At 55.8% G+C, this 18202-nt stretch carries 14 protein-coding genes and 1 pseudogene; 12 read left to right on the forward strand and 3 right to left on the reverse strand.

Translation table 11 applies throughout. The annotated features are described in order from the left end of the window. The first annotated feature begins 85 nt into the window (after positions 1 to 85). From G163CM_RS17500 to cfa, 3 genes are all read left to right on the forward strand, one after another. A complete protein-coding gene (locus G163CM_RS17500) occupies positions 86 to 1282 on the forward strand; it encodes a hypothetical protein (protein WP_231825771.1) in 1197 nt (398 codons plus the stop codon). 383 nt (positions 1283 to 1665) lie between these two features. After that, positions 1666 to 2982, forward strand: coding sequence for an OprD family outer membrane porin (locus tag G163CM_RS17505; protein WP_231825772.1), 1317 nt, complete (start codon positions 1666 to 1668; stop codon positions 2980 to 2982). Positions 2983 to 3253: 271 nt separating this feature from the next. After that, complete coding sequence (gene cfa / locus G163CM_RS17510; protein WP_015343976.1) at positions 3254 to 4396, forward strand: cyclopropane fatty acyl phospholipid synthase; 1143 nt, start codon at positions 3254 to 3256, stop codon at positions 4394 to 4396. Positions 4397 to 4606: 210 nt separating this feature from the next. Here cfa and G163CM_RS17515 read toward each other — a convergent pair whose 3' ends face one another. Both G163CM_RS17515 and G163CM_RS17520 read right to left on the reverse strand, forming a co-directional pair. Next, a complete protein-coding gene (locus tag G163CM_RS17515; RefSeq protein WP_231828393.1) occupies positions 4607 to 5707 on the reverse strand; it encodes an alkene reductase in 1101 nt (366 codons plus the stop codon). Between the two features lie 69 nt (positions 5708 to 5776). Beyond that, positions 5777 to 5989, reverse strand: a complete 213-nt coding sequence (locus tag G163CM_RS17520) for a YdgH/BhsA/McbA family protein (protein ID WP_015343973.1) — start codon at positions 5987 to 5989, stop codon at positions 5777 to 5779. Between the two features lie 278 nt (positions 5990 to 6267). On the opposite strand from G163CM_RS17520, the gene G163CM_RS17525 reads away from it, so the two are divergent. Continuing rightward, positions 6268 to 6540, forward strand: a complete 273-nt coding sequence (locus G163CM_RS17525; protein ID WP_231825773.1) for a hypothetical protein — start codon at positions 6268 to 6270, stop codon at positions 6538 to 6540. 50 nt (positions 6541 to 6590) lie between these two features. On the opposite strand, the gene G163CM_RS17530 is transcribed toward G163CM_RS17525, so the two are convergent. After that, positions 6591 to 7247, reverse strand: a complete 657-nt coding sequence (locus tag G163CM_RS17530) for a TetR/AcrR family transcriptional regulator (RefSeq protein ID WP_231825774.1) — start codon at positions 7245 to 7247, stop codon at positions 6591 to 6593. A 79-nt stretch (positions 7248 to 7326) separates the two neighbouring features. Between G163CM_RS17530 and G163CM_RS17535 the strand changes: the two genes are divergently transcribed. The 8 genes and pseudogenes from G163CM_RS17535 (at position 7327) to murQ (ending at position 18190) form a co-directional block, all read left to right on the forward strand. Continuing rightward, the gene (locus G163CM_RS17535) at positions 7327 to 8841 is read left to right on the forward strand and encodes an MDR family MFS transporter (RefSeq protein WP_231825775.1); all 1515 of its coding nucleotides are present in this window, start codon (positions 7327 to 7329) and stop codon (positions 8839 to 8841) included. Between the two features lie 328 nt (positions 8842 to 9169). Further along, a complete protein-coding gene (locus tag G163CM_RS17540; RefSeq protein ID WP_015343969.1) occupies positions 9170 to 9739 on the forward strand; it encodes a TetR/AcrR family transcriptional regulator in 570 nt (189 codons plus the stop codon). A gap of 135 nt (positions 9740 to 9874) precedes the next feature. Then, positions 9875 to 10996, forward strand: coding sequence for an efflux RND transporter periplasmic adaptor subunit (locus G163CM_RS17545; protein WP_015343968.1), 1122 nt, complete (start codon positions 9875 to 9877; stop codon positions 10994 to 10996). Then, the gene (locus G163CM_RS17550) at positions 10996 to 14100 is read left to right on the forward strand and encodes an efflux RND transporter permease subunit (protein ID WP_231825776.1); all 3105 of its coding nucleotides are present in this window, start codon (positions 10996 to 10998) and stop codon (positions 14098 to 14100) included. Before G163CM_RS17545 ends, G163CM_RS17550 begins: the two co-directional genes overlap by 1 nt. 3 nt (positions 14101 to 14103) lie before the next feature. Further along, positions 14104 to 15468 (forward strand): efflux transporter outer membrane subunit, encoded by a 1365-nt coding sequence (locus G163CM_RS17555; RefSeq protein ID WP_231825777.1) that lies wholly within the window; start codon positions 14104 to 14106, stop codon positions 15466 to 15468. Positions 15469 to 15483: 15 nt separating this feature from the next. Continuing rightward, positions 15484 to 15564: pseudogene (locus G163CM_RS23580) on the forward strand (hypothetical protein); the annotation flags it as partial. A gap of 409 nt (positions 15565 to 15973) precedes the next feature. Continuing rightward, positions 15974 to 17128 (forward strand): multidrug effflux MFS transporter, encoded by a 1155-nt coding sequence (locus G163CM_RS17560; protein WP_231825778.1) that lies wholly within the window; start codon positions 15974 to 15976, stop codon positions 17126 to 17128. A 159-nt stretch (positions 17129 to 17287) separates the two neighbouring features. After that, positions 17288 to 18190 (forward strand): N-acetylmuramic acid 6-phosphate etherase, encoded by a 903-nt coding sequence (gene murQ / locus G163CM_RS17565; RefSeq protein WP_231825779.1) that lies wholly within the window; start codon positions 17288 to 17290, stop codon positions 18188 to 18190. Positions 18191 to 18202 lie beyond the last annotated feature (12 nt).

An 18202-nucleotide genomic window follows, 5' to 3' on the forward strand; every position in this document is an offset into this window, starting at 1 on the left:
TGGCGAAACGACATCAATTAATTCTCGCTGATTTTATCCGCGGCGGCGAGCTATTGCGTATTGAATATGAAATGAGAGGTGAGCTATGCGTAAACAATTTCTCGCGCTGCTGCTGGGCGCATGTACCGCCGCACCCGCGCTGGCGGAAGGCGGCAAGCCCTTCCCGCACATCGGCTGGCGCAGCGCGGACAGCAGCGCCGGGCTGGATATTGGCGGGGCGTTGCGGGCAAATTATCGCTATGAAGACTGGAAAGGCAGTAATTATCGCAATCCGCCACATCTGCGTTTTGATACATTCCGTATCGACAGCAGCGGTTTTTATAATAACTATTTCTTTGATGCCGGATTCTGGTTCCAGGATCACCATAAATATGCGGTTGACCGCGCCTATGTGGGGTATCGATTTGATCAGAATAATAGTGTACAGCTCGGTATTCCCGGTAAACCTTTTGGCCTGGAGCCGTATCCACAATTTGGCTGGTCATACGGCATTCCCTTTTATTTAGGCTTCGGTGTCAATGCCGGAAGCGGGATAAATTATCAATATCACGATAATAACTGGTCGCTGGATGTGGCTTATTTCCCGTGGATGGAGCCTGAGAACCTGCGCTATGCGCCAGATGTCGGAGATTACGATCGCTTAAAAAACACGAACTACCCCAGCCAACATCAACAGCGTAATGAGAAACGCGATCAGGTGAACGTACGGCTGGCACGGACATTCCACGGCGGGGGATGGAATAATGAGCTGGGCGGCTCGCTGGCGCTGGCGCGATTGCACAATCGCGAGACCGACGATGACGGCACTTTCTGGGCGGCAGGCCTGCACGGAACCGTACAAAACGGGCCGTGGCAGCTCTCCTCGCAGGTGATCCGTTACCAGTACGATCCGAAAAATCCGGCGGGCGTAAGCGACGATACCATTCTGATGGGCGGCAACGGCCTGACGCCGTCGTATTTAATCCCGGCAAAAGCCACTACCGCGTCGCTCAACGTGGCTCGCGATGTGGACGTCAAATGGGGCGCGGTATCAAAGCTGCGGTTCTATAACGATTACAGCGTGTTATGGAAAGACAAAAGCGACTGGAGCGATTCCCAGATGAACACCGTCGGCGTGCAGGTCTTCGCGCTACCCGTCATGTTCTGGGTCGACCTTAGCTGGGCGAAAAACGTTAACCCATGGGGCGGCGCGCTTAACGCCACGGGCTGGACCAGCACGCAGTCGGAAGGCAGCGGAAAATGGTATTTCCGCACCAACGTCAATATCGGCTACTATTTTTGATGACCGATTTCCCGCGCGTTTACGCGCGGGAAGCGCCTGAAAACTATCCAATCGGTGCGGTTTAAGCAAAACAGCAAAATAAGTACTATCTTCCATTCACCCAATCAATATGCAGTGCAATACCCTGCCAATTAATAATTAGCATTATGATTAATTCAGTTTGAATCATTGATTCAGCATCAATGCCTGGAAAAAGAAAGCAAACGTTTGCGTTTAGATCTGGATCACACCCCTTCTGATGAAGATAATCGCAGCCCTGTGCGAAACCGCCCATACATTTTGTGCGTCTATCAGGGGTCTCTCCACCCGCGAGAAGCGCGGCAATGTGGCGGCGGCGCTCGCACACTTTTTTCTTTTTTTATCTCTGTTTACAAGGTATTAGCATGAAGATGTGTCGGGCAGCAGGAGCAGTTAAACCATCACGATTAACCGGTGGTCTCACCGCCCTGGTCACGCTTGCAGCCCTGGCGCTTCCCGCCAGCGCAGAAGCGGCTCTCTCCTTTAAGTCCGACAGCGAATGTTTTGACGCTGACGGTAACGTCAGCAGCCTGAGCGATGTATTCAGTTGCGGTAAAGTTAGCGGCAGCGTTCGATCTCTTTACTACACCACCCACAACGCCTATTTCGCCAAAGGTTTTAACCAGGACACTATCAGCTACGGCGGTTTTCTGAAGTACGAAACCGCGCCGATGTACGGCTTCAACGTGGGCGTCAGCGGCCTGTTCCTGCGCGGTATTAACCATCCGCCGGAAGAGCGCGTGATAAGCGACATCGGCGAAAACCAGACCAATATTGGCGAAGCGTATCTCAACTGGCGCTATGGCGATTTCCGCATCACCGGCGGCAACCAGCGTCTGGACCTGCCATTTGTCGGCGACTACGACTGGCGTATTACTCCGATCCTTTATCAGGCCCTGGATATGCAGTACGGCAGCGGCGACGACTTCCTGCGTGCGACCAAAATCTGGCGTTATAAAGGCTGGGGCAGCGATCAGGTGAAACGCACCACCGCGTATACCGAAGTCACCGAAGAGACCGATGGCATGTGGGCCGTTGGCGCGGGTCGCCACATGATGTGGGATGACAAAAAACTGACCGGCCAGATGTGGTACGAAAGCTACGCGGATTTCTCCAACATCTTCTATACCGAAGGTCATCTCCAGTGGCAGCAGGCGCTGTTCACGCCGGATGTGGCGCTGCAATACATTCGCGGCACCAGCGAAGGTAAAGCGCTGGCGGGCGAAGTGGATAACCGCTCTTACGGCGCGCAACTGTCGCTGAACTTCACGCCAGCGTTCTCCTGGGCGGCGGGTTATGACCATATCGCCTCCAGCGGCAATAGCTACGGCTATGGTTCACTGGTAACGCCATACGCGCATAACAGTTCATCGGGCCCGTATTTCGCGCAGCCGTACTTCACCAGTACCCAGGATCTGGGCAGCGGCGATGCATATGCCACTAACGTGAACTGGAACGCTAACGAGAACCTGACGCTGGGCGCACGCTATTCGTGGATGGACCTGACGCCGACGGTGAATACCGGCAGCCTGCGCCAGTCCGAGTACCTGGTTTACTTTATCTGGAACTTCCAGGGTGCACTGAAAGGCCTGAGCCTGAGCGATTTTGTCGGCGTGCAGACTTCACCGCTGTATGAGAAAGACTTCTGGCAGAACCGTTTAACCTTGCAGTACGATTTCTGACGTTACGCCGGATGCGCTTCGCTTATCCGGCCTACACATTCGGTGATGTAGGCCCGGTAAGCGCAGCGCCACCGGGCATGTTGCGCACCCTGCCGGATGGCGGCGTAAACGCCTTATCCGGCCTACTTTCCCCCAGCATCCGGCTTCTTTCTATATTCCATTTCCGCATCCCTTCCATTGATGAGATTCACTTTACGAATATTCATCATAGGTATAACCTTCCCTTAGCACATTTGTATGACAAATAGATTATCGCTCAGGCGCACAAACGATGAACAAAAAACTAATCATGCCCGATGGCGGCAATCAGTGGTATCGCATCTGCCGTGACTTACTGCAACGCGCAGACATTGAAATCAACGGCAAACGGCCTTTCGACATTCAGGTCAAAAACAAACACTTCTACAAACGCGTTCTTCAGCAAGGCTCTCTCGGCCTGGGCGAGAGCTATATGGATGGTTGGTGGGAGTGCGAACAGCTCGATGAGTTTATCTCTCGCCTGCTGAAAATCGATATTGAATCGCAGATTAAGCACAACCTGAAAGATTTAATGCACGTGGTGAGCGCGAAGATAATCAACCTGCAATCAAAAAAACGGGCGTGGATTGTCGGGAAAGAACACTACGACCTCGGTAACGACCTCTTCACGCTGATGCTCGACCCGTACATGCAGTACTCCTGCGGCTACTGGCGCGACGCCAGCAATCTGCTTGAAGCACAGCAAAACAAGCTGGAGCTTATCTGCCGCAAACTCAATCTGCAAAAAGGCATGACGCTGCTGGATATCGGCTGCGGCTGGGGCGGGCTGGCGGCTTATGCGGCGGAAAACTACGGCGTGAAGGTCACCGGCGTCACCATCTCTGCTGAACAGCAAAAGCTCGCACAGCAGCGCTGCGCCGGGCTGGATGTGGAGATCCTGTTGCAGGACTATCGCGATCTCGACAGCAAATTTGACCGCATTGTCTCGGTGGGGATGTTTGAACATGTCGGGCCGAAAAACTACAAAACCTACTTCACCGTGGCCAATAAAAACCTGGCGGAGGACGGCATATTCCTGCTGCACACCATCGGTTCCAATCAAAGCGACCTCAACGTCGACGCATGGATCGATAAATACATCTTCCCCAACGGTTGCCTGCCGTCGGTATCGCAGCTCTCTTCCGCCTGTGAGCCCTTCTTTGTAATTGAAGACCTGCACAATTTTGGCTCGGACTACGATAAAACCCTGATGGCCTGGGAACAGCGATTCCAGGATTCATGGGGCCAATTAGAAGATGTCTATTCAGCACGTTTTAAACGGATGTTCACCTACTACCTGAAAGCCTGCGCCGGTGCCTTCAGGGCCAGAAATATTCAACTCTGGCAGGTGGTTCTGACGCACGGAGTACCGGGAGGGATTAACGTCCCACGGTAATATGGGGCGCCTCTGCCCCTACACGATGTGAGCAAGGAAAAGAAAAATGGAAAACGAAGCAGTATTAAAACAACAAAAACATGAAGCCCATATGTTGGCGTTTTGCTGGGCGGTTGCCATTGTCGGCTTTGTCTTTATTCTGAGCCTGGCCGTTAAGTTCTGGTAACGCGTTTTGCCGGGCCCGCGCAATGCGAGACCCGGCAGCCTGTGTTATTTCGCTTGCGGATAATCGATATATCCCGCTTTCCCGCCGCCAAAGAACTGCTCTTTCACTGGCTGATTCAGGGGCAGATCGTTCTGTAAACGATACGGCAAATCCGGGTTGGCGATAAATGGGCGACCAAAACCAATCAAATCCGCCCAGCCATTTTGCAGCGCCTCTTCCGCACGCGCTTTGGTGTATTTCCCGGAGTAAATCAGCGTACCGTGGAAAATCAGACGCAGCGCTTCTTTAAAGGCCGCTGGCATCACCGGCGCATCTTCCCAGTCCGCTTCGGCAATATGAATATAGGCAATACCGAGATCGTTCAGCACGCTGGCCGCCGCCAGATAGGTCGCTTCCGGCGTATCGTCGCGGGAACCCATCAGGGTGGTCAATGGCGCAAGGCGAATACCGACGCGTTCTTTGCCAATCGCGTTCGACACGGCAGTAACCACCTCTTTCATAAAGCGCAGGCGGTTTTGCAGTGCGCCGCCGTATTGGTCATCGCGCAGGTTAGCCTGCGAATCAATAAACTGGTTGATGAGGTAACCGTTCGCGCCATGCAGTTCGATACCATCGAAACCCGCGGCAATCGCGTTACGCGCAGCCTGCGCATAGTCATTGACGATAGCGGGGATCTCTTCAGTAGTTAGCGCACGCGGCATCGTATGTTGCAGCATCTCGCCCACACCGCTCTCCGGGCCGCAGCCTTTTACATCCACAAACACCTTCACGCCTTCGGCCTGAATAGCAGAAGAGGAAACCGGTGCGGCGTTGCCCGGCTGAAGCGTGGTATGCGAAACGCGGCCAACGTGCCACAGCTGCGCAAAGATTTTACCGCCCGCCTGATGCACGGCATCGGTGACTTTTTTCCAGCCTGCAATCTGTGATTCGGTGTACATTCCCGGCGTCCAGGCATAGCCCTGGCCCTGCTGGCTGATCTGCGTACCTTCGCTAATGATAAGCCCGGCGCTGGCGCGCTGTGCGTAATATTCCGCCATCATATCGGTGGCGACATCGCCCGCTCCGGCACGTGAGCGGGTCATCGGTGGCATCACAATGCGGTTTTTCAGCGCGACGGCATTCAGTGCATAGTTTTCAAATAACATCATCATCTCCTGGTGAGGGTAATAAACAGGCGGTTCTCATGTTTTTTGGAAAACCGTCTCGCCGCACGCTTATTTGTAGAGTTCAGCGCTCATGGTGACGCGGTTGCCCATGTGGGCGCTGGTGATTTTGTACTGAGAGGCATTCATCTCTTTCGCTTTCTGTGCAATCACCGCTTCAGCAGAATCGAGGGTAGAGGCGGTTGCCGTTACGCTTTGCGCGGATGCGCCAAAAGCCATAACGGAGAGAAGAGAAGCAGCTGCAATCTGAGTGAGGGTTTTCATAATGGGTATCCTGTATTCGGCATAACGTTGCGTTCGGCAACTCGATGGCGACAAGAATACGGCGGGGAGCAGGCGGGATAAACGGTCATTTCGGCAATAGACTATTGCGATTTTGTTCATAAAGCCACTAGATTACCTTTCACCAGCGCAAAGGTATGTTCTGTATGCGTTTTATTCACATTGCCAGGTTATGTAATTAAAGAAAATAACCCGCAATATTGTAACTTTAAAGAATAGGCATATTATTCGCGCTCTTTTCAATAATGCGTAATAAACAAATGAAAAACTTATCTGGCGTCATGCTGCTTGCAGCTTCATTCCTTTTTTCAGCGTTAATTACCCCGGCACATGCGGGTAGCAACGTGCATTTTTCCGGTGAGATTTATGGGGCCTCTGCCGCGTCAACGAGCAAGTGCGTTGACGATGCGATTTACCGCATGCAGGCGCAGCGCTGCGCCGCAGAGGGCGAGGTTCCTGTCGTCTCTACGGTCAGAGACATCACACCGCGTGGTGCTCGCCCGATGCGGGAAGTAGTGATTTACAGCTATTAATTAAGTCGCTGTAAAAATACCACTATTAATAAGAATCAAAGAATAATCGCTTAATTATTTATTCCCTGACGCATTAATGCCAATGCATTGCTAATGATTATTTCTGTCGTCAACGAAGCGAGTCTTTCATCGTTACGCATTCGGGAAAATGGCACTAACACCAGACTTAATAAAGACGTAAACAGTAATTCCGCCGTCAAATGTGGGTTTATTTTCCCTTCCTGCTGCCAGCGTTTCACGGAGGCCAGCGTTTGCTGATAGCGATCCTCGCCAAAACGCACGTTAAGATGCTGGCGCAGCACCGGCATTTCGCCAATCACCTCCTGCATCCATAATGGCGCAAACCACTTATAGCGCGCGGCAAGTTCCGCCAGCGTTTTGACCATCTCGGTCAGCGCGGTAACCGGATCTTCTGGATGCGCGGCAAAAATCGCTGTGATCTCACTTCTCAACGGTAAGAAACGTTCTTCAATCACCACGTCCAGAAGCTGTTCGCGCGAGTTGAAATAGTAATGCAGCATGGCGGGCGTCACGCCTGCCTCGCGGGCAATCGCGTTCAGTGAGGTATGGCCGATGCCCTGCTGCGAAAAGAGCCGCAGCGCGATATCGAGCAGATGCTCGCGGTTATCGCCGCTCGGTTTACCGCCACGTGGGCGACCCGGCTTGCGTGCTTTTAAGCTTTTTCCGTTGTCTTTTTGTGCCGTCATAAATAGGTGATCTCTTGACCGGTGGAGCATCTTCCATAAATATTAATTATACAGTTAATTAATTTCAAGTGAGCCCATTATGGAGTCGGATACGGTGACTCAAAAGCAATCGTCATCACAAGCAGGCGCACCTTCCATTCGCCTGCTGTTCAGCGCCTTACTGCTGGTGATGCTGCTCTCTGCGCTCGATCAGACCATTGTCTCGACCGCGCTGCCAACCATTGTTGGCGAACTGGGCGGGCTGGATAAGCTCTCCTGGGTCGTCACGGCGTATATTCTGACCTCCACAATCGTGGTGCCATTGTACGGGAAATTCGGCGATCTGTTTGGCCGTAAGCGGGTTTTGCAAATCGCTATCGTGCTGTTTTTGTTAGGCTCTGCCCTGTGCGGAGTCGCGCAGAACATGACGCAGCTGGTGCTGATGCGCGCCCTGCAAGGGCTCGGCGGCGGCGGGCTGATGGTGATCAGCATGGCGGCGGTAGCGGATGTCATTCCGCCTGCTGAGCGTGGCCGCTATCAGGGGTTGTTTGGCGGCGTGTTCGGCCTGGCGACGGTGATTGGCCCGCTGATTGGCGGCTTTATCGTTCAGCACGCGTCATGGCGCTGGATTTTCTATATCAACATTCCGTTGGGGCTGTTCGCCCTTTTGGTGATCGGCGCGGTCTTCCATGCCAACACCAAACGTAACCAGCATGAGATAGACTGGCTTGGTGCGATTTATCTGACCATGGCGCTGGTATGCATCATTCTGTTCACCACCGAAGGCGGCACCGTTCGCCCATGGAGCGACCCGCAGCTGTGGTGCATTCTCGCCTTTGGCCTGGTGGGCATTGCCGGGTTTATCTATGAAGAACGGCTGGCGTGGGAGCCTATTATTCCTCTATCGCTGTTCCGCAACCGTAGCTTTCTGCTGTGCAGCATGATTGGCTTTATCATCGGTATGTCGCTATTTGGTTCGGTGACGTTCCTGCCGCTCTATTTGCAGGTGGTCAAAGAGGCGACGCCGACGCAGGCGGGCTTGCAGTTGATTCCGCTGATGGGCGGGCTGCTGCTGACCTCAATCATCAGCGGGCGGATTATCAGCCGCACCGGGAAGTATCGCCTGTTCCCGATTCTCGGCACGCTGCTGGGCACGGTGGGCATGGTGCTGCTGACGCGAATTACGATCACCTCGCCAACCTGGCATCTTTATCTCTTTACCGGCGTGCTGGGAATGGGATTAGGGCTGGTGATGCAGGTTCTGGTGCTGGCGGTGCAGAACACCGTTGCGCCGAATCTCTACGGCGTGGCAACCTCCGGCGTGACGCTGTTCCGCTCGATTGGCGGTTCCATCGGCGTGGCGCTGTTTGGCGCGGTGTTTACCTCCGTGTTGCAATCAAACCTGACGCGTCTGCTGCCGGAAGGCGCAGAGGTGCCGCGCGATATGAATCCAACCACCATCCATCATCTGCCCGATGCGGTGCGCACGGATTATCTGGATGCCTTCGGCTCGGCCATTCACGCGGCCTTTATTATGGCGGCATGCATTATGGTGCTGGCGTTTGTGCTGTCGTGGTTACTGAAGGAAGCGCCGTTGAAAACGCGGCATGAGTAGTAAGCGCCGGATGGCGCTGCGCTTATCCGGCCTACAATGAGCAAACGTCGTAGGCCGGATAAGGCGAAGCCGCCATCCGGCAATAAAATGCACATTATTAAATTCGCTTCATAATAACTTTTTTAATTACATAACCCATATTTTCTCCATTATTTTTATTCCCGCCCTCGTTAATTTCACAAAATCTCCTTTTTTCCTCCATTATTTTTTGTACGAAACAGACAGAAAAAAAACAGCGCCAAAAAATACTTTCCATTGGTCATCATCGACGTATAATGAGCCAAAATGAGAACGATCGTTCTCACTGTTTCAAAACGCGGAGAAATGCATGACCAGCAAACTGGAAGCCCGACAGAAAGCACGACAAGACGACATCATTGCCGCCGCACGCCGCTGCTTTCGCAACAGTGGTTTCCACGCGGCCAGCATGTCGCAAATCGCCGCGGAAGCGAAGCTCAGCGTCGGGCAAATCTACCGCTACTTCGCCAATAAAGACGCCATTATCGAAGAGATGATCCGCCGCATCATCGACTACCGCATCGCCGAGATGGAAGGCAAAACCCAGACAAAACTGATGCCACATCTGCTTGCCTGCCGCTTTACCCTGAGCGAGGATGATGATGCCTTAATGCTCGAGATGTCGGCGGAAGCCACGCGTAACCCGCAGGTGGCCGCCTGGCTGGCGGAGGCCGATGAACGCATGTTCAATAACGCCTGCACCATGTTGCAAAAAGAACACCCTCACCTCAGCCCGGAACGCGTGCGCTGCTGTGTGGAAGTGATCGCGGTCATGATGGAAGGCTCCATCTACCGCCGTTTAACGCCGCAAAAAGTCTCACCCGAGGCGTTAGAAAAAATCTATCAGGAAATTATAAATATGCTTATCACTGCTAAGTAATTTAATCCTGTAAATAACGGGGGAGTTAATTCCCCCTTTTTTGTCATTTCCGGGCGACCGGCGATGCGGATTCGTTCACCCTTAAATCCTCGCAATCTATTTGCGGGGAGGACGTCATTCACCTTGAGAATAAAGATGAAATACATCATAACCACACTTGCCGCATTATTTCTCCTGAGCGGATGCGATAACGCGCAAACATCAGCGCCCCAACGTCCGGAGCAGGAAGTGGGTGTCGTAACATTAAAAAGCCAACCCGTTTCGGTGGTCAGCGAACTGACCGGGCGCACAACCGCGGCGATGAGCGCGGAAGTGCGTCCACAGGTCACCGGCATTATCCAGAAACGGCTTTTTAATGAAGGCGACAACGTCAAAGCTGGGCAGGCGCTGTATCAGATTGAGCCAGACAGCTTCCGCGCGGCCTATAACGAAGCCGCTGCCGCGCTGAAACAGGCTCAGGCGCTGGTCACCGCCGATTGTTCGAAAGCCCAGCGTTACGCGCAACTGGTGAAAGAGAACGGCGTATCACGTCAGGATGCAGACGACGCGGCATCAACCTGTGCGCAGGACAAAGCCAGCGTTGAGTCGAAAAAAGCGGCGCTGGAAAGCGCGCGCATCAACCTGAACTGGACCACCATCACCGCGCCGATTGCCGGGCGCATCGGTATTTCTTCCGTGACGCCTGGCGCGCTGGTTTCCGCCGAGCAGACCACCGCGCTGGCGACCATTCGCGGCCTCGATACCATGTACGTTGACCTCACTCGCTCAAGCGTCGACCTGCTGCGCCTGCGCAAGCAGTCCCTTGCCACCAACAGCGACACTATGAACGTGGCGCTGATTCTGGAAGATGGCTCAACCTATAGTGAGAAAGGCCGCCTGGCGCTCACCGAAGTGGCGGTGGATGAATCGACCGGTTCCGTCACCCTGCGCGCCGTGTTCCCTAACCCGAAACAGCAGCTTCTGCCGGGGATGTTTGTGCGCGCCAAAGTCGATGAAGGCATCATGAACGATGCGATCCTCGCGCCACAGCAGGGCGTCACGCGCGATGCGAAAGGCGTCGCCACGGCGCTGGTGGTCAGCGCGGATAACAAAGTGGAACAGCGTGAGCTGGAAACCGGCGACACCTACGGCGACAAATGGCTGGTGTTAACGGGCCTGAAGGCGGGCGATAAACTGATTGTTGAAGGCTCGGCAAAAGTGGTGGTCGGTCAACAGGTGAAGCCGGTTGAAGTGCAGTCCACCGGAGGAAACGCCTGATGTTTGCCCGTTTCTTCGTACGTCGCCCGGTTTTTGCCTGGGTTATCTCTATTCTGATCATGCTGGCCGGGATGCTGGCGATCAAAACGCTGCCGGTTGCGCAGTACCCGGACGTTGCGCCGCCGTCGATTAAAATCTCTGCCACCTATACCGGGGCATCGGCACAAACGCTGGAAAACAGCGTAACGCAGGTTATCGAACAGCAGCTTACCGGGCTCGATAATCTGCTCTATTTCACCTCCACCAGCAGCTCTGACGGTTCGGTGAGCATTACCGTGACCTTCGAACAAGGTACCGACCCGGATACCGCGCAGGTGCAGGTTCAGAACAAAGTGCAGCAGGCCGAATCGCGCCTGCCAAGCGAAGTTCAGCAGGCCGGCGTGACGGTGGTGAAATCCCAGAGCAACTTCCTGCTCATTATGGGCGTTTACGATAAAACCGATAAAGCCAGCAGCTCGGATATCGCCGACTGGCTGGTGAGTAACATGCAGGACCCGATGGCCCGTCTCGACGGTGTCGGTAGCCTGCAAGTGTTCGGTGCGGAATACGCGATGCGCATCTGGATGGACCCGGCGAAACTGGCGTCCTACTCGCTGATGCCATCGGATGTGCAGACGGCGATTGAAGCGCAGAACGTGCAGGTCTCCGCCGGTAAAATCGGGGCGTTGCCATCGCCAGATACCCAACAGCTGACCGCCACCGTGCGCGCGCAGTCGCGTCTGCAAACGGTCGCTCAGTTCAAAGATATCATCGTCAAAAGCCAGTCTAATGGCGCGGTGGTGCGCATCGGCGACGTGGCGCGCGTGGAGATGGGCAGTGAGGATTACACCGCTATCGCCAAACTGAACGGTCACCCGGCAGCCGGGATGGCGGTGATGCTGGCACCGGGCGCAAACGCCCTGAGCACCGCCACGCTGGTGAAGGACAAAATTAACGAATACAAACGTAATATGCCGCAGGGCTATGACGTCGCGTATCCGAAAGACAGCACCGAATTCATTAAGATTTCCGTTGAAGACGTGGTGCAGACGCTGTTCGAGGCGATTATCCTCGTGGTCTGCGTGATGTATCTGTTCCTGCAAAACATCCGCGCGACGCTGATTCCGGCGCTGGCAGTGCCCGTTGTGCTGCTCGGTACCTTTGGCGTACTGGCGCTGTTCGGCTACTCCATCAACACCTTAACGCTGTTTGCGATGGTGCTCGCTATCGGGCTTCTGGTGGATGACGCCATCGTGGTAGTGGAGAACGTCGAGCGTATTATGCGCGACGAAGGGCTTCCCGCCCGCGAAGCCACGGAAAAATCGATGGGAGAAATCTCCGGGGCGCTGATTGCGATCGCGCTGGTGCTCTCGGCGGTATTCCTGCCAATGGCCTTCTTCGGCGGCTCGACCGGGGTGATTTACCGTCAGTTCTCGGTCACCATTATTTCGGCGATGATGCTCTCAGTGGTGGTGGCGTTGACCTTAACGCCTGCGCTGTGCGGCTCGATTTTGCGCCACACGCCGCCGCATAAAAAAGGCTTCTTCGGCGGGTTTAACCGTTTCTACGGCTCGACCGAACGCAAATACAAACACAAAGTGCTCAACACGCTGGGCCGCTCCGGGCTGGTGATGGTGGTGTATCTGGCGATCTGCGGCGGTATGGCACTGGCGATGTGGAAACTGCCCGGCAGCTTCCTGCCGACTGAGGACCAGGGCGAGATCATGGTGCAGTACACGCTGCCTGCGGGCGCGACCAACTCGCGTACCGCCGAAGTGAGTAAGCAGGTCACCGACTGGTTCCTCAACAACGAAAAAGACAACACCAACGTAATCTTCACCGTGAACGGTTTTAGCTTCAGCGGCAGCGGGCAGAACGCCGGGATGGCCTTCGTTTCGCTGAAAAACTGGTCCGATCGTAAGGGTGCGGAAAATACCGCTCAGGCGATTGCCCTGCGCGCCACCAAAGAGCTCGGTGCCATTCGTGATGCAACGCTGTTCGCGATGACGCCGCCGTCGGTCGATGGTCTCGGTCAGAGCAACGGCTTTACCTTCGAACTGATGGCGAGCGGCGGTACCGATCGTGCTGAACTGCTGAAAATGCGCGATGAGCTGATTGGCAAAGCCAACCAGGACACCACGCTGCACGCCGTTCGCGCTAACGATATGCCGCAAACGCCGCAGTTGCAGGTGGATATCGACAACAACAAAGCGGTGTCGCTGGGCCTGTCTTTAAGCGATGTCACCTCGACGCTTTCCAGCGCCTGGGGCGGCACCTACGTGAACGACTTTATCGACCGTGGGCGCGTGAAAAAGGTCTATATCCAGGGCGATAGCGATTCCCGCTCGGCGCCGTCGGATCTCAGTAAATGGTTTGTGCGCGGCAGCGATGACAGCATGACGCCGTTCTCCGCCTTCGCCACCACCCGCTGGGAATACGGCCCGGAAAGTCTGGTGCGTTACAACGGCGCAGCCGCCTATGAAATTCAGGGTGAAAACGCCACCGGTTCCAGTTCGGGTACCGCGATGACCACCATGGAAACGCTCGCCAACAATCTGCCAGCAGGCTCTACCTGGGCGTGGAGTGGGCTGTCATTGCAGGAAAAACTGGCGAGTGGGCAGGCGCTAAGCCTGTACGCCATCTCCATTCTGGTGGTGTTCCTGTGCCTGGCGGCGCTGTATGAGAGCTGGTCGGTGCCGATTTCGGTCATCATGGTTATCCCGCTCGGCCTGCTGGGTGCGGCGCTGGCGGCATGGATGCGCGGCTTAAGTAACGACGTTTACTTCCAGGTGGCGCTGCTCACCACGATTGGTTTGTCATCGAAGAACGCCATTCTGATTGTTGAATTTGCCGAAGCCGCCGTAGCCGAAGGCTACTCGCTTTCTCGTGCGGCCTTGCGTGCGGCGCAGACCCGTTTACGCCCGATCATCATGACCTCGCTGGCGTTTGTCGCTGGGGTAACGCCGCTGGCAATTGCCACAGGCGCAGGCGCGAACAGCCGCATCGCCATCGGTACCGGGATTATAGGCGGTACGCTGACCGCGACGCTGCTGGCGATTTTCTTTGTTCCATTATTCTTTGTGCTGGTGAAGAGCCTGTTCGCCGGTAAACGCCGTCAGGGGTAAGTTATGTTTCGTCTCTCTGTTTTATTTATTGCCTTCCTGAGCGTCGGCTGTGTGTCACTCGATCCAAACTATCAACGCCCCGACGCGCCCGTCCCGGCAACGCTGCCGGGCGCGCAGGGCCAGGCGACGGCGGTGATCGGTAACTGGCAGCAGGTAGTGAAAGATGCCCGCCTGAACAAAGTGGTGAGCATGGCACTGAACAGCAACCGCGATGTACAAAAAGCGATTGCCGATATCGATGCCGCGCGTGCTCAGTATGGCGAAACGCGCGCCTCGCTGTTCCCGACGGTGGATGCCGAGTTAAGCGGCAGCCGTAGCCGTACGCTGGCGAACGGCGTGGCAACGTCTACGCAGGCGGATGGCGCGGTGTCCAGCTTCGAGCTGGATCTGTTTGGCCGCAACCAGAGCCTTTCCCGCGCCGCGCGGGAAACCTGGCTTGCCAGCGAATACACCGCGCAGAATACGCGTCTGACGATGATTTCCGAACTCACCACCGCGTGGGTAACGCTTGCCGCCGATAACAGTAATCTGGCGCTGGCGCAGCAGACGATGAACAGCGCGGCGGATTCGCTGAAGATAGTGAAACGCCAGATGGAAGTCGGCACTGCCGCCGCGACGGATGTCAGTTCGGCAATGAGCGTGTATCAGCAGGCGCGCGCCAGCGTTGCCAGCTATCAGACGCTGGTGATGCAGGATAAAAACGCCATCAACCTGCTGGCCGGGCAAACGGTGCCCGACTCACTGCTGCCGGGCACGCTGGAAAGTTTAGGCGATAACACCATTACGCTGGTACCGGCGGGCGTCTCCTCCTCGGTGCTGCTCAACCGCCCGGATATTCAGGAAGCGGAGCACAACCTGCTGAGTGCTAACGCCAATATCGGCGCGGCGCGCGCGAACTTCTTCCCGACAATTTCCCTGACCGCCAGCGCGGGAGTGGGAAGTGATTCACTCTCTTCGCTGTTCAGTCATGGTATGAAAGTGTGGTCGTTTGCGCCGTCCATCACCCTGCCGCTGTTTACCGGTGGCAGCAATATGGCGCAGCTTCGCTATGCGGAAGCGGAGAAAAAAGGGCTGATTGCGACCTATGAGAAAACGATTCAGAGCGCGTTTAAGGATGTCGCCGATGCGCTGGCGCGTCGCCAGACGCTGAGTGAAGAGCTGGACGCCCAGCGCCAGTATGTCGCTGCTGAACAGCAGACGCTGGATATCGCGATGAAGCGTTACCAGGCCGGGAGCAGCGATTACCTGACGGTGCTGACCGCCCAGCGTACGTTGTGGTCGGCGCAGCAGTCGTTGATTGCGCTGCAACAGACCGAGCTGGATAACCGCATAACGTTGTGGCAGTCGCTGGGCGGTGGGGCGGCATAGTCCAGGGTGCCTAACTTGCCCGGTGGCGCTGCGCTTACCGGGCCTACATTACCGAACCATAGGCCGGATAAGGCGTTTACGCCGCCATCCGGCAAGGCGCACTACATGCCCGGTGGCGCTGCACTTACCGGGCCTACATTACCGAACCGTAGGCCGGATAAGGCGTTTACGCCGCCATCCGGCAAGGCGCACTACATGCCCGGTGGCGCTGCACTTACCGGGCCTACATTACCGAACCGTAGGCCGGATAAGGCGTTTACGCCGCCATCCGGCAAGGCGCACTACATGCCCGGTGGCGCTGCACTTACCGGGCCTACATTATCGAACCGTAGGCAGGATAAGGCGTTTACGCCGCCATCCGGCAAGGCGCACTACATGCCCGGTGGCGCTGCACTTACCGGGCCTACATTACCGAACCGTAGGCCGGATAAGGCGTTTACGCCGCCATCCGGCAGGGCCGCAACTTGCCGCATTGTTCATTATCGCTATTGAAAAAGGAGCTTCTATGCCGCGCATCGCCCCCTCATGGGTGCTGACGCTGGGCCTGCTGACCGCCATCGGCCCACTCTGTACTGACTTTTACCTTCCCGCGCTGCCGGAAATCACCGACCAGCTTCGTGCGACCGGTACGCAAACGCAGCTTTCTTTAACGGCCGCGTTAATCGGTCTCGGCCTCGGCCAGCTGTTCTTCGGCCCGCTAAGCGACCATATTGGCCGCAAAAAACCGCTGGCGCTGTCGTTGCTGCTGTTTATCTTCTCTTCCGCGATGTGTGCGATGACCCAGGATATTCACCTGCTGATTGGCTGGCGTTTCTTACAGGGTTTCGCCGGCGCGGGCGGTTCCGTGCTGTCGCGATCTATCGCCCGTGACCGCTATCAGGGCGCGATGCTGACGCAATTTTTCGCCCTGCTGATGACCGTCAACGGTATTGCGCCTGTGCTCTCGCCAGTGCTTGGCGGCTATATCATCACCGCTTTCGACTGGCGCACTCTTTTCTGGTGTATGGCGGGGATCGGCGTGCTTTTGTTGGTGTTAAGCCTGGTGGTGCTGCACGAAACGCTGCCCGCGAAAAGCGCCGTCGCCAGCCAGCAAACGCGTAATACGCCGCTGCTGAAAAACCGCCGCTTCCTGCGCTACTGCCTGATTCAGGCCTTTATGATGGCCGGGCTGTTTTCATACATCGGCTCATCCTCGTTCGTGATCCAGAGCGAGTACGGCATGAGCGCCATGCAGTTCAGCCTGCTGTTTGGCCTGAACGGCATTGGCCTGATTATCGCCGCGCTGATTTTCTCGAAGCTTTCTCACCGCGTGGCCGCCGAAGTGCTGTTGCGTCGCGGGTTACTGCTGGCGGTCGCCTGCGCGGGCATCACGCTGCTGCTGGCCTGGCTGCATCTTGCTATTCCGGCGCTGGTTGGCCTGTTCTTTACCGTCTCGTTTATGAGCGGGATCAGCACCGTATCCGGTTCTGAAGCGATGAGCGCGGTCAGCAGCGAGCAGTCTGGTACGGCATCCGCGCTGATGGGTACGCTGATGTTCGTGTGCGGCGGCATCGCCGCGCCGCTGGCCGGGTTAGGCGGCGAAACCATGCTCAAAATGAGTCTCGCCATGGCGATTTCCTACGCCATCGCCCTCTTCTTCTCGCTCTGCAAAGCCCGCTAAAATTCACTGCGGTAATAAAATATTCCAAATTTATTACCGCAGTAAGTCACTACCCATCTGCACCTCCTCTTATTCGCCAGGCTTTAATCGTGATACTCTTCACACGAAAGGAATAAAAAATTCCTTATACTGACCGCCACTGACGAAGACGAGGCCACTATGAGTATCGACCTGAGTAAACTGCTGACCGAGCGCCGCAACGCCAACAGTACCAATATTGACACCCTCTCCACCGAAGAGATGCTGGCGGTGATTAACCGCGAAGATCAGCTGGTTGCTCACGCAATCACGCCTTATCTGCCGCAAATTGCACAACTGGTTGACGCCGTCGCGGCTGCCTTTCAGAAAGGTGGTCGTCTGATTTACAGCGGCGCAGGCACTTCAGGTCGCCTCGGTATTCTTGACGCCAGCGAGTGCCCGCCGACGTTCGGCACCCGCCCGGAACAGGTCGTTGGCCTGATTGCTGGCGGCCATAAAGCGATTCTCAGCGCCGTTGAGAACTCGGAAGATAACGTCGCTCAGGGCGCGGAAGACCTGAAAACGCTGAATTTCTCGGCAAATGATGTGCTGGTCGGTATCGCCGCCAGCGGGCGCACGCCGTACGTGATTGGCGCGATGAACTACGCCAAAAGCGTGGGCGCTCTGGTCGCAACCATTACCTGCAACCCGCACGGTGAAATGGCGCAGCTGGCCGATATCGCCATTACCCCGGTTGTCGGCCCGGAAGTGGTGACCGGCTCAACTCGCCTGAAAGCAGGCACCGCGCAGAAACTGGTGCTGAACATGATTACCACCGGCGCGATGATTCGCAGCGGCAAGGTCTATAGCAACCTGATGGTCGATGTGGAAGCCACTAACGCCAAGCTGATTGAGCGTCAGGTGTCCATCGTGATGGAAGCGACCGAGTGTGACCGCGAAACCGCCGTCAATGCGCTGAACGCCTGTCATCGCCACTGTAAAACCGCCATCGTGATGGTGCTGGCAAACCTCAGCGCTGACGACGCCACCACGCTGCTGGCGGACAACAACGGCTATATCCGCAAGGCGTTACAGCAAGGCTAAACCGTCCTGGAG

Source organism: Pseudocitrobacter corydidari (assembly GCF_021172065.1).
In the GTDB taxonomy this organism is placed as follows: Bacteria; Pseudomonadota; Gammaproteobacteria; order Enterobacterales; family Enterobacteriaceae; genus Pseudocitrobacter; species Pseudocitrobacter corydidari.

Excerpts from the sequence above, each read along its gene's own strand:
- G163CM_RS17525 (WP_231825773.1), top strand. The coding sequence starts at position 6,268 with ATGAAAAACTTATCTGGCGTCATGCTGCTTGCAGCTTCATTCCTTTTT.
- G163CM_RS17505 (WP_231825772.1), top strand. The coding sequence starts at position 1,666 with ATGAAGATGTGTCGGGCAGCAGGAGCAGTTAAACCATCACGATTAACC.
- G163CM_RS17550 (WP_231825776.1), top strand. The coding sequence starts at position 10,996 with ATGTTTGCCCGTTTCTTCGTACGTCGCCCGGTTTTTGCCTGGGTTATC.
- G163CM_RS17545 (WP_015343968.1), top strand. The coding sequence starts at position 9,875 with ATGAAATACATCATAACCACACTTGCCGCATTATTTCTCCTGAGCGGA.
- G163CM_RS17535 (WP_231825775.1), top strand. The coding sequence starts at position 7,327 with ATGGAGTCGGATACGGTGACTCAAAAGCAATCGTCATCACAAGCAGGC.
- G163CM_RS17530 (WP_231825774.1), bottom strand. The coding sequence starts at position 7,247 with ATGACGGCACAAAAAGACAACGGAAAAAGCTTAAAAGCACGCAAGCCG.
- cfa (WP_015343976.1), top strand. The coding sequence starts at position 3,254 with ATGAACAAAAAACTAATCATGCCCGATGGCGGCAATCAGTGGTATCGC.
- G163CM_RS17515 (WP_231828393.1), bottom strand. The coding sequence starts at position 5,707 with ATGTTATTTGAAAACTATGCACTGAATGCCGTCGCGCTGAAAAACCGC.
- G163CM_RS17520 (WP_015343973.1), bottom strand. The coding sequence starts at position 5,989 with ATGAAAACCCTCACTCAGATTGCAGCTGCTTCTCTTCTCTCCGTTATG.
- G163CM_RS17560 (WP_231825778.1), top strand. The coding sequence starts at position 15,974 with ATGCCGCGCATCGCCCCCTCATGGGTGCTGACGCTGGGCCTGCTGACC.
- G163CM_RS17555 (WP_231825777.1), top strand. The coding sequence starts at position 14,104 with ATGTTTCGTCTCTCTGTTTTATTTATTGCCTTCCTGAGCGTCGGCTGT.
- murQ (WP_231825779.1), top strand. The coding sequence starts at position 17,288 with ATGAGTATCGACCTGAGTAAACTGCTGACCGAGCGCCGCAACGCCAAC.
- G163CM_RS17540 (WP_015343969.1), top strand. The coding sequence starts at position 9,170 with ATGACCAGCAAACTGGAAGCCCGACAGAAAGCACGACAAGACGACATC.
- G163CM_RS17500 (WP_231825771.1), top strand. The coding sequence starts at position 86 with ATGCGTAAACAATTTCTCGCGCTGCTGCTGGGCGCATGTACCGCCGCA.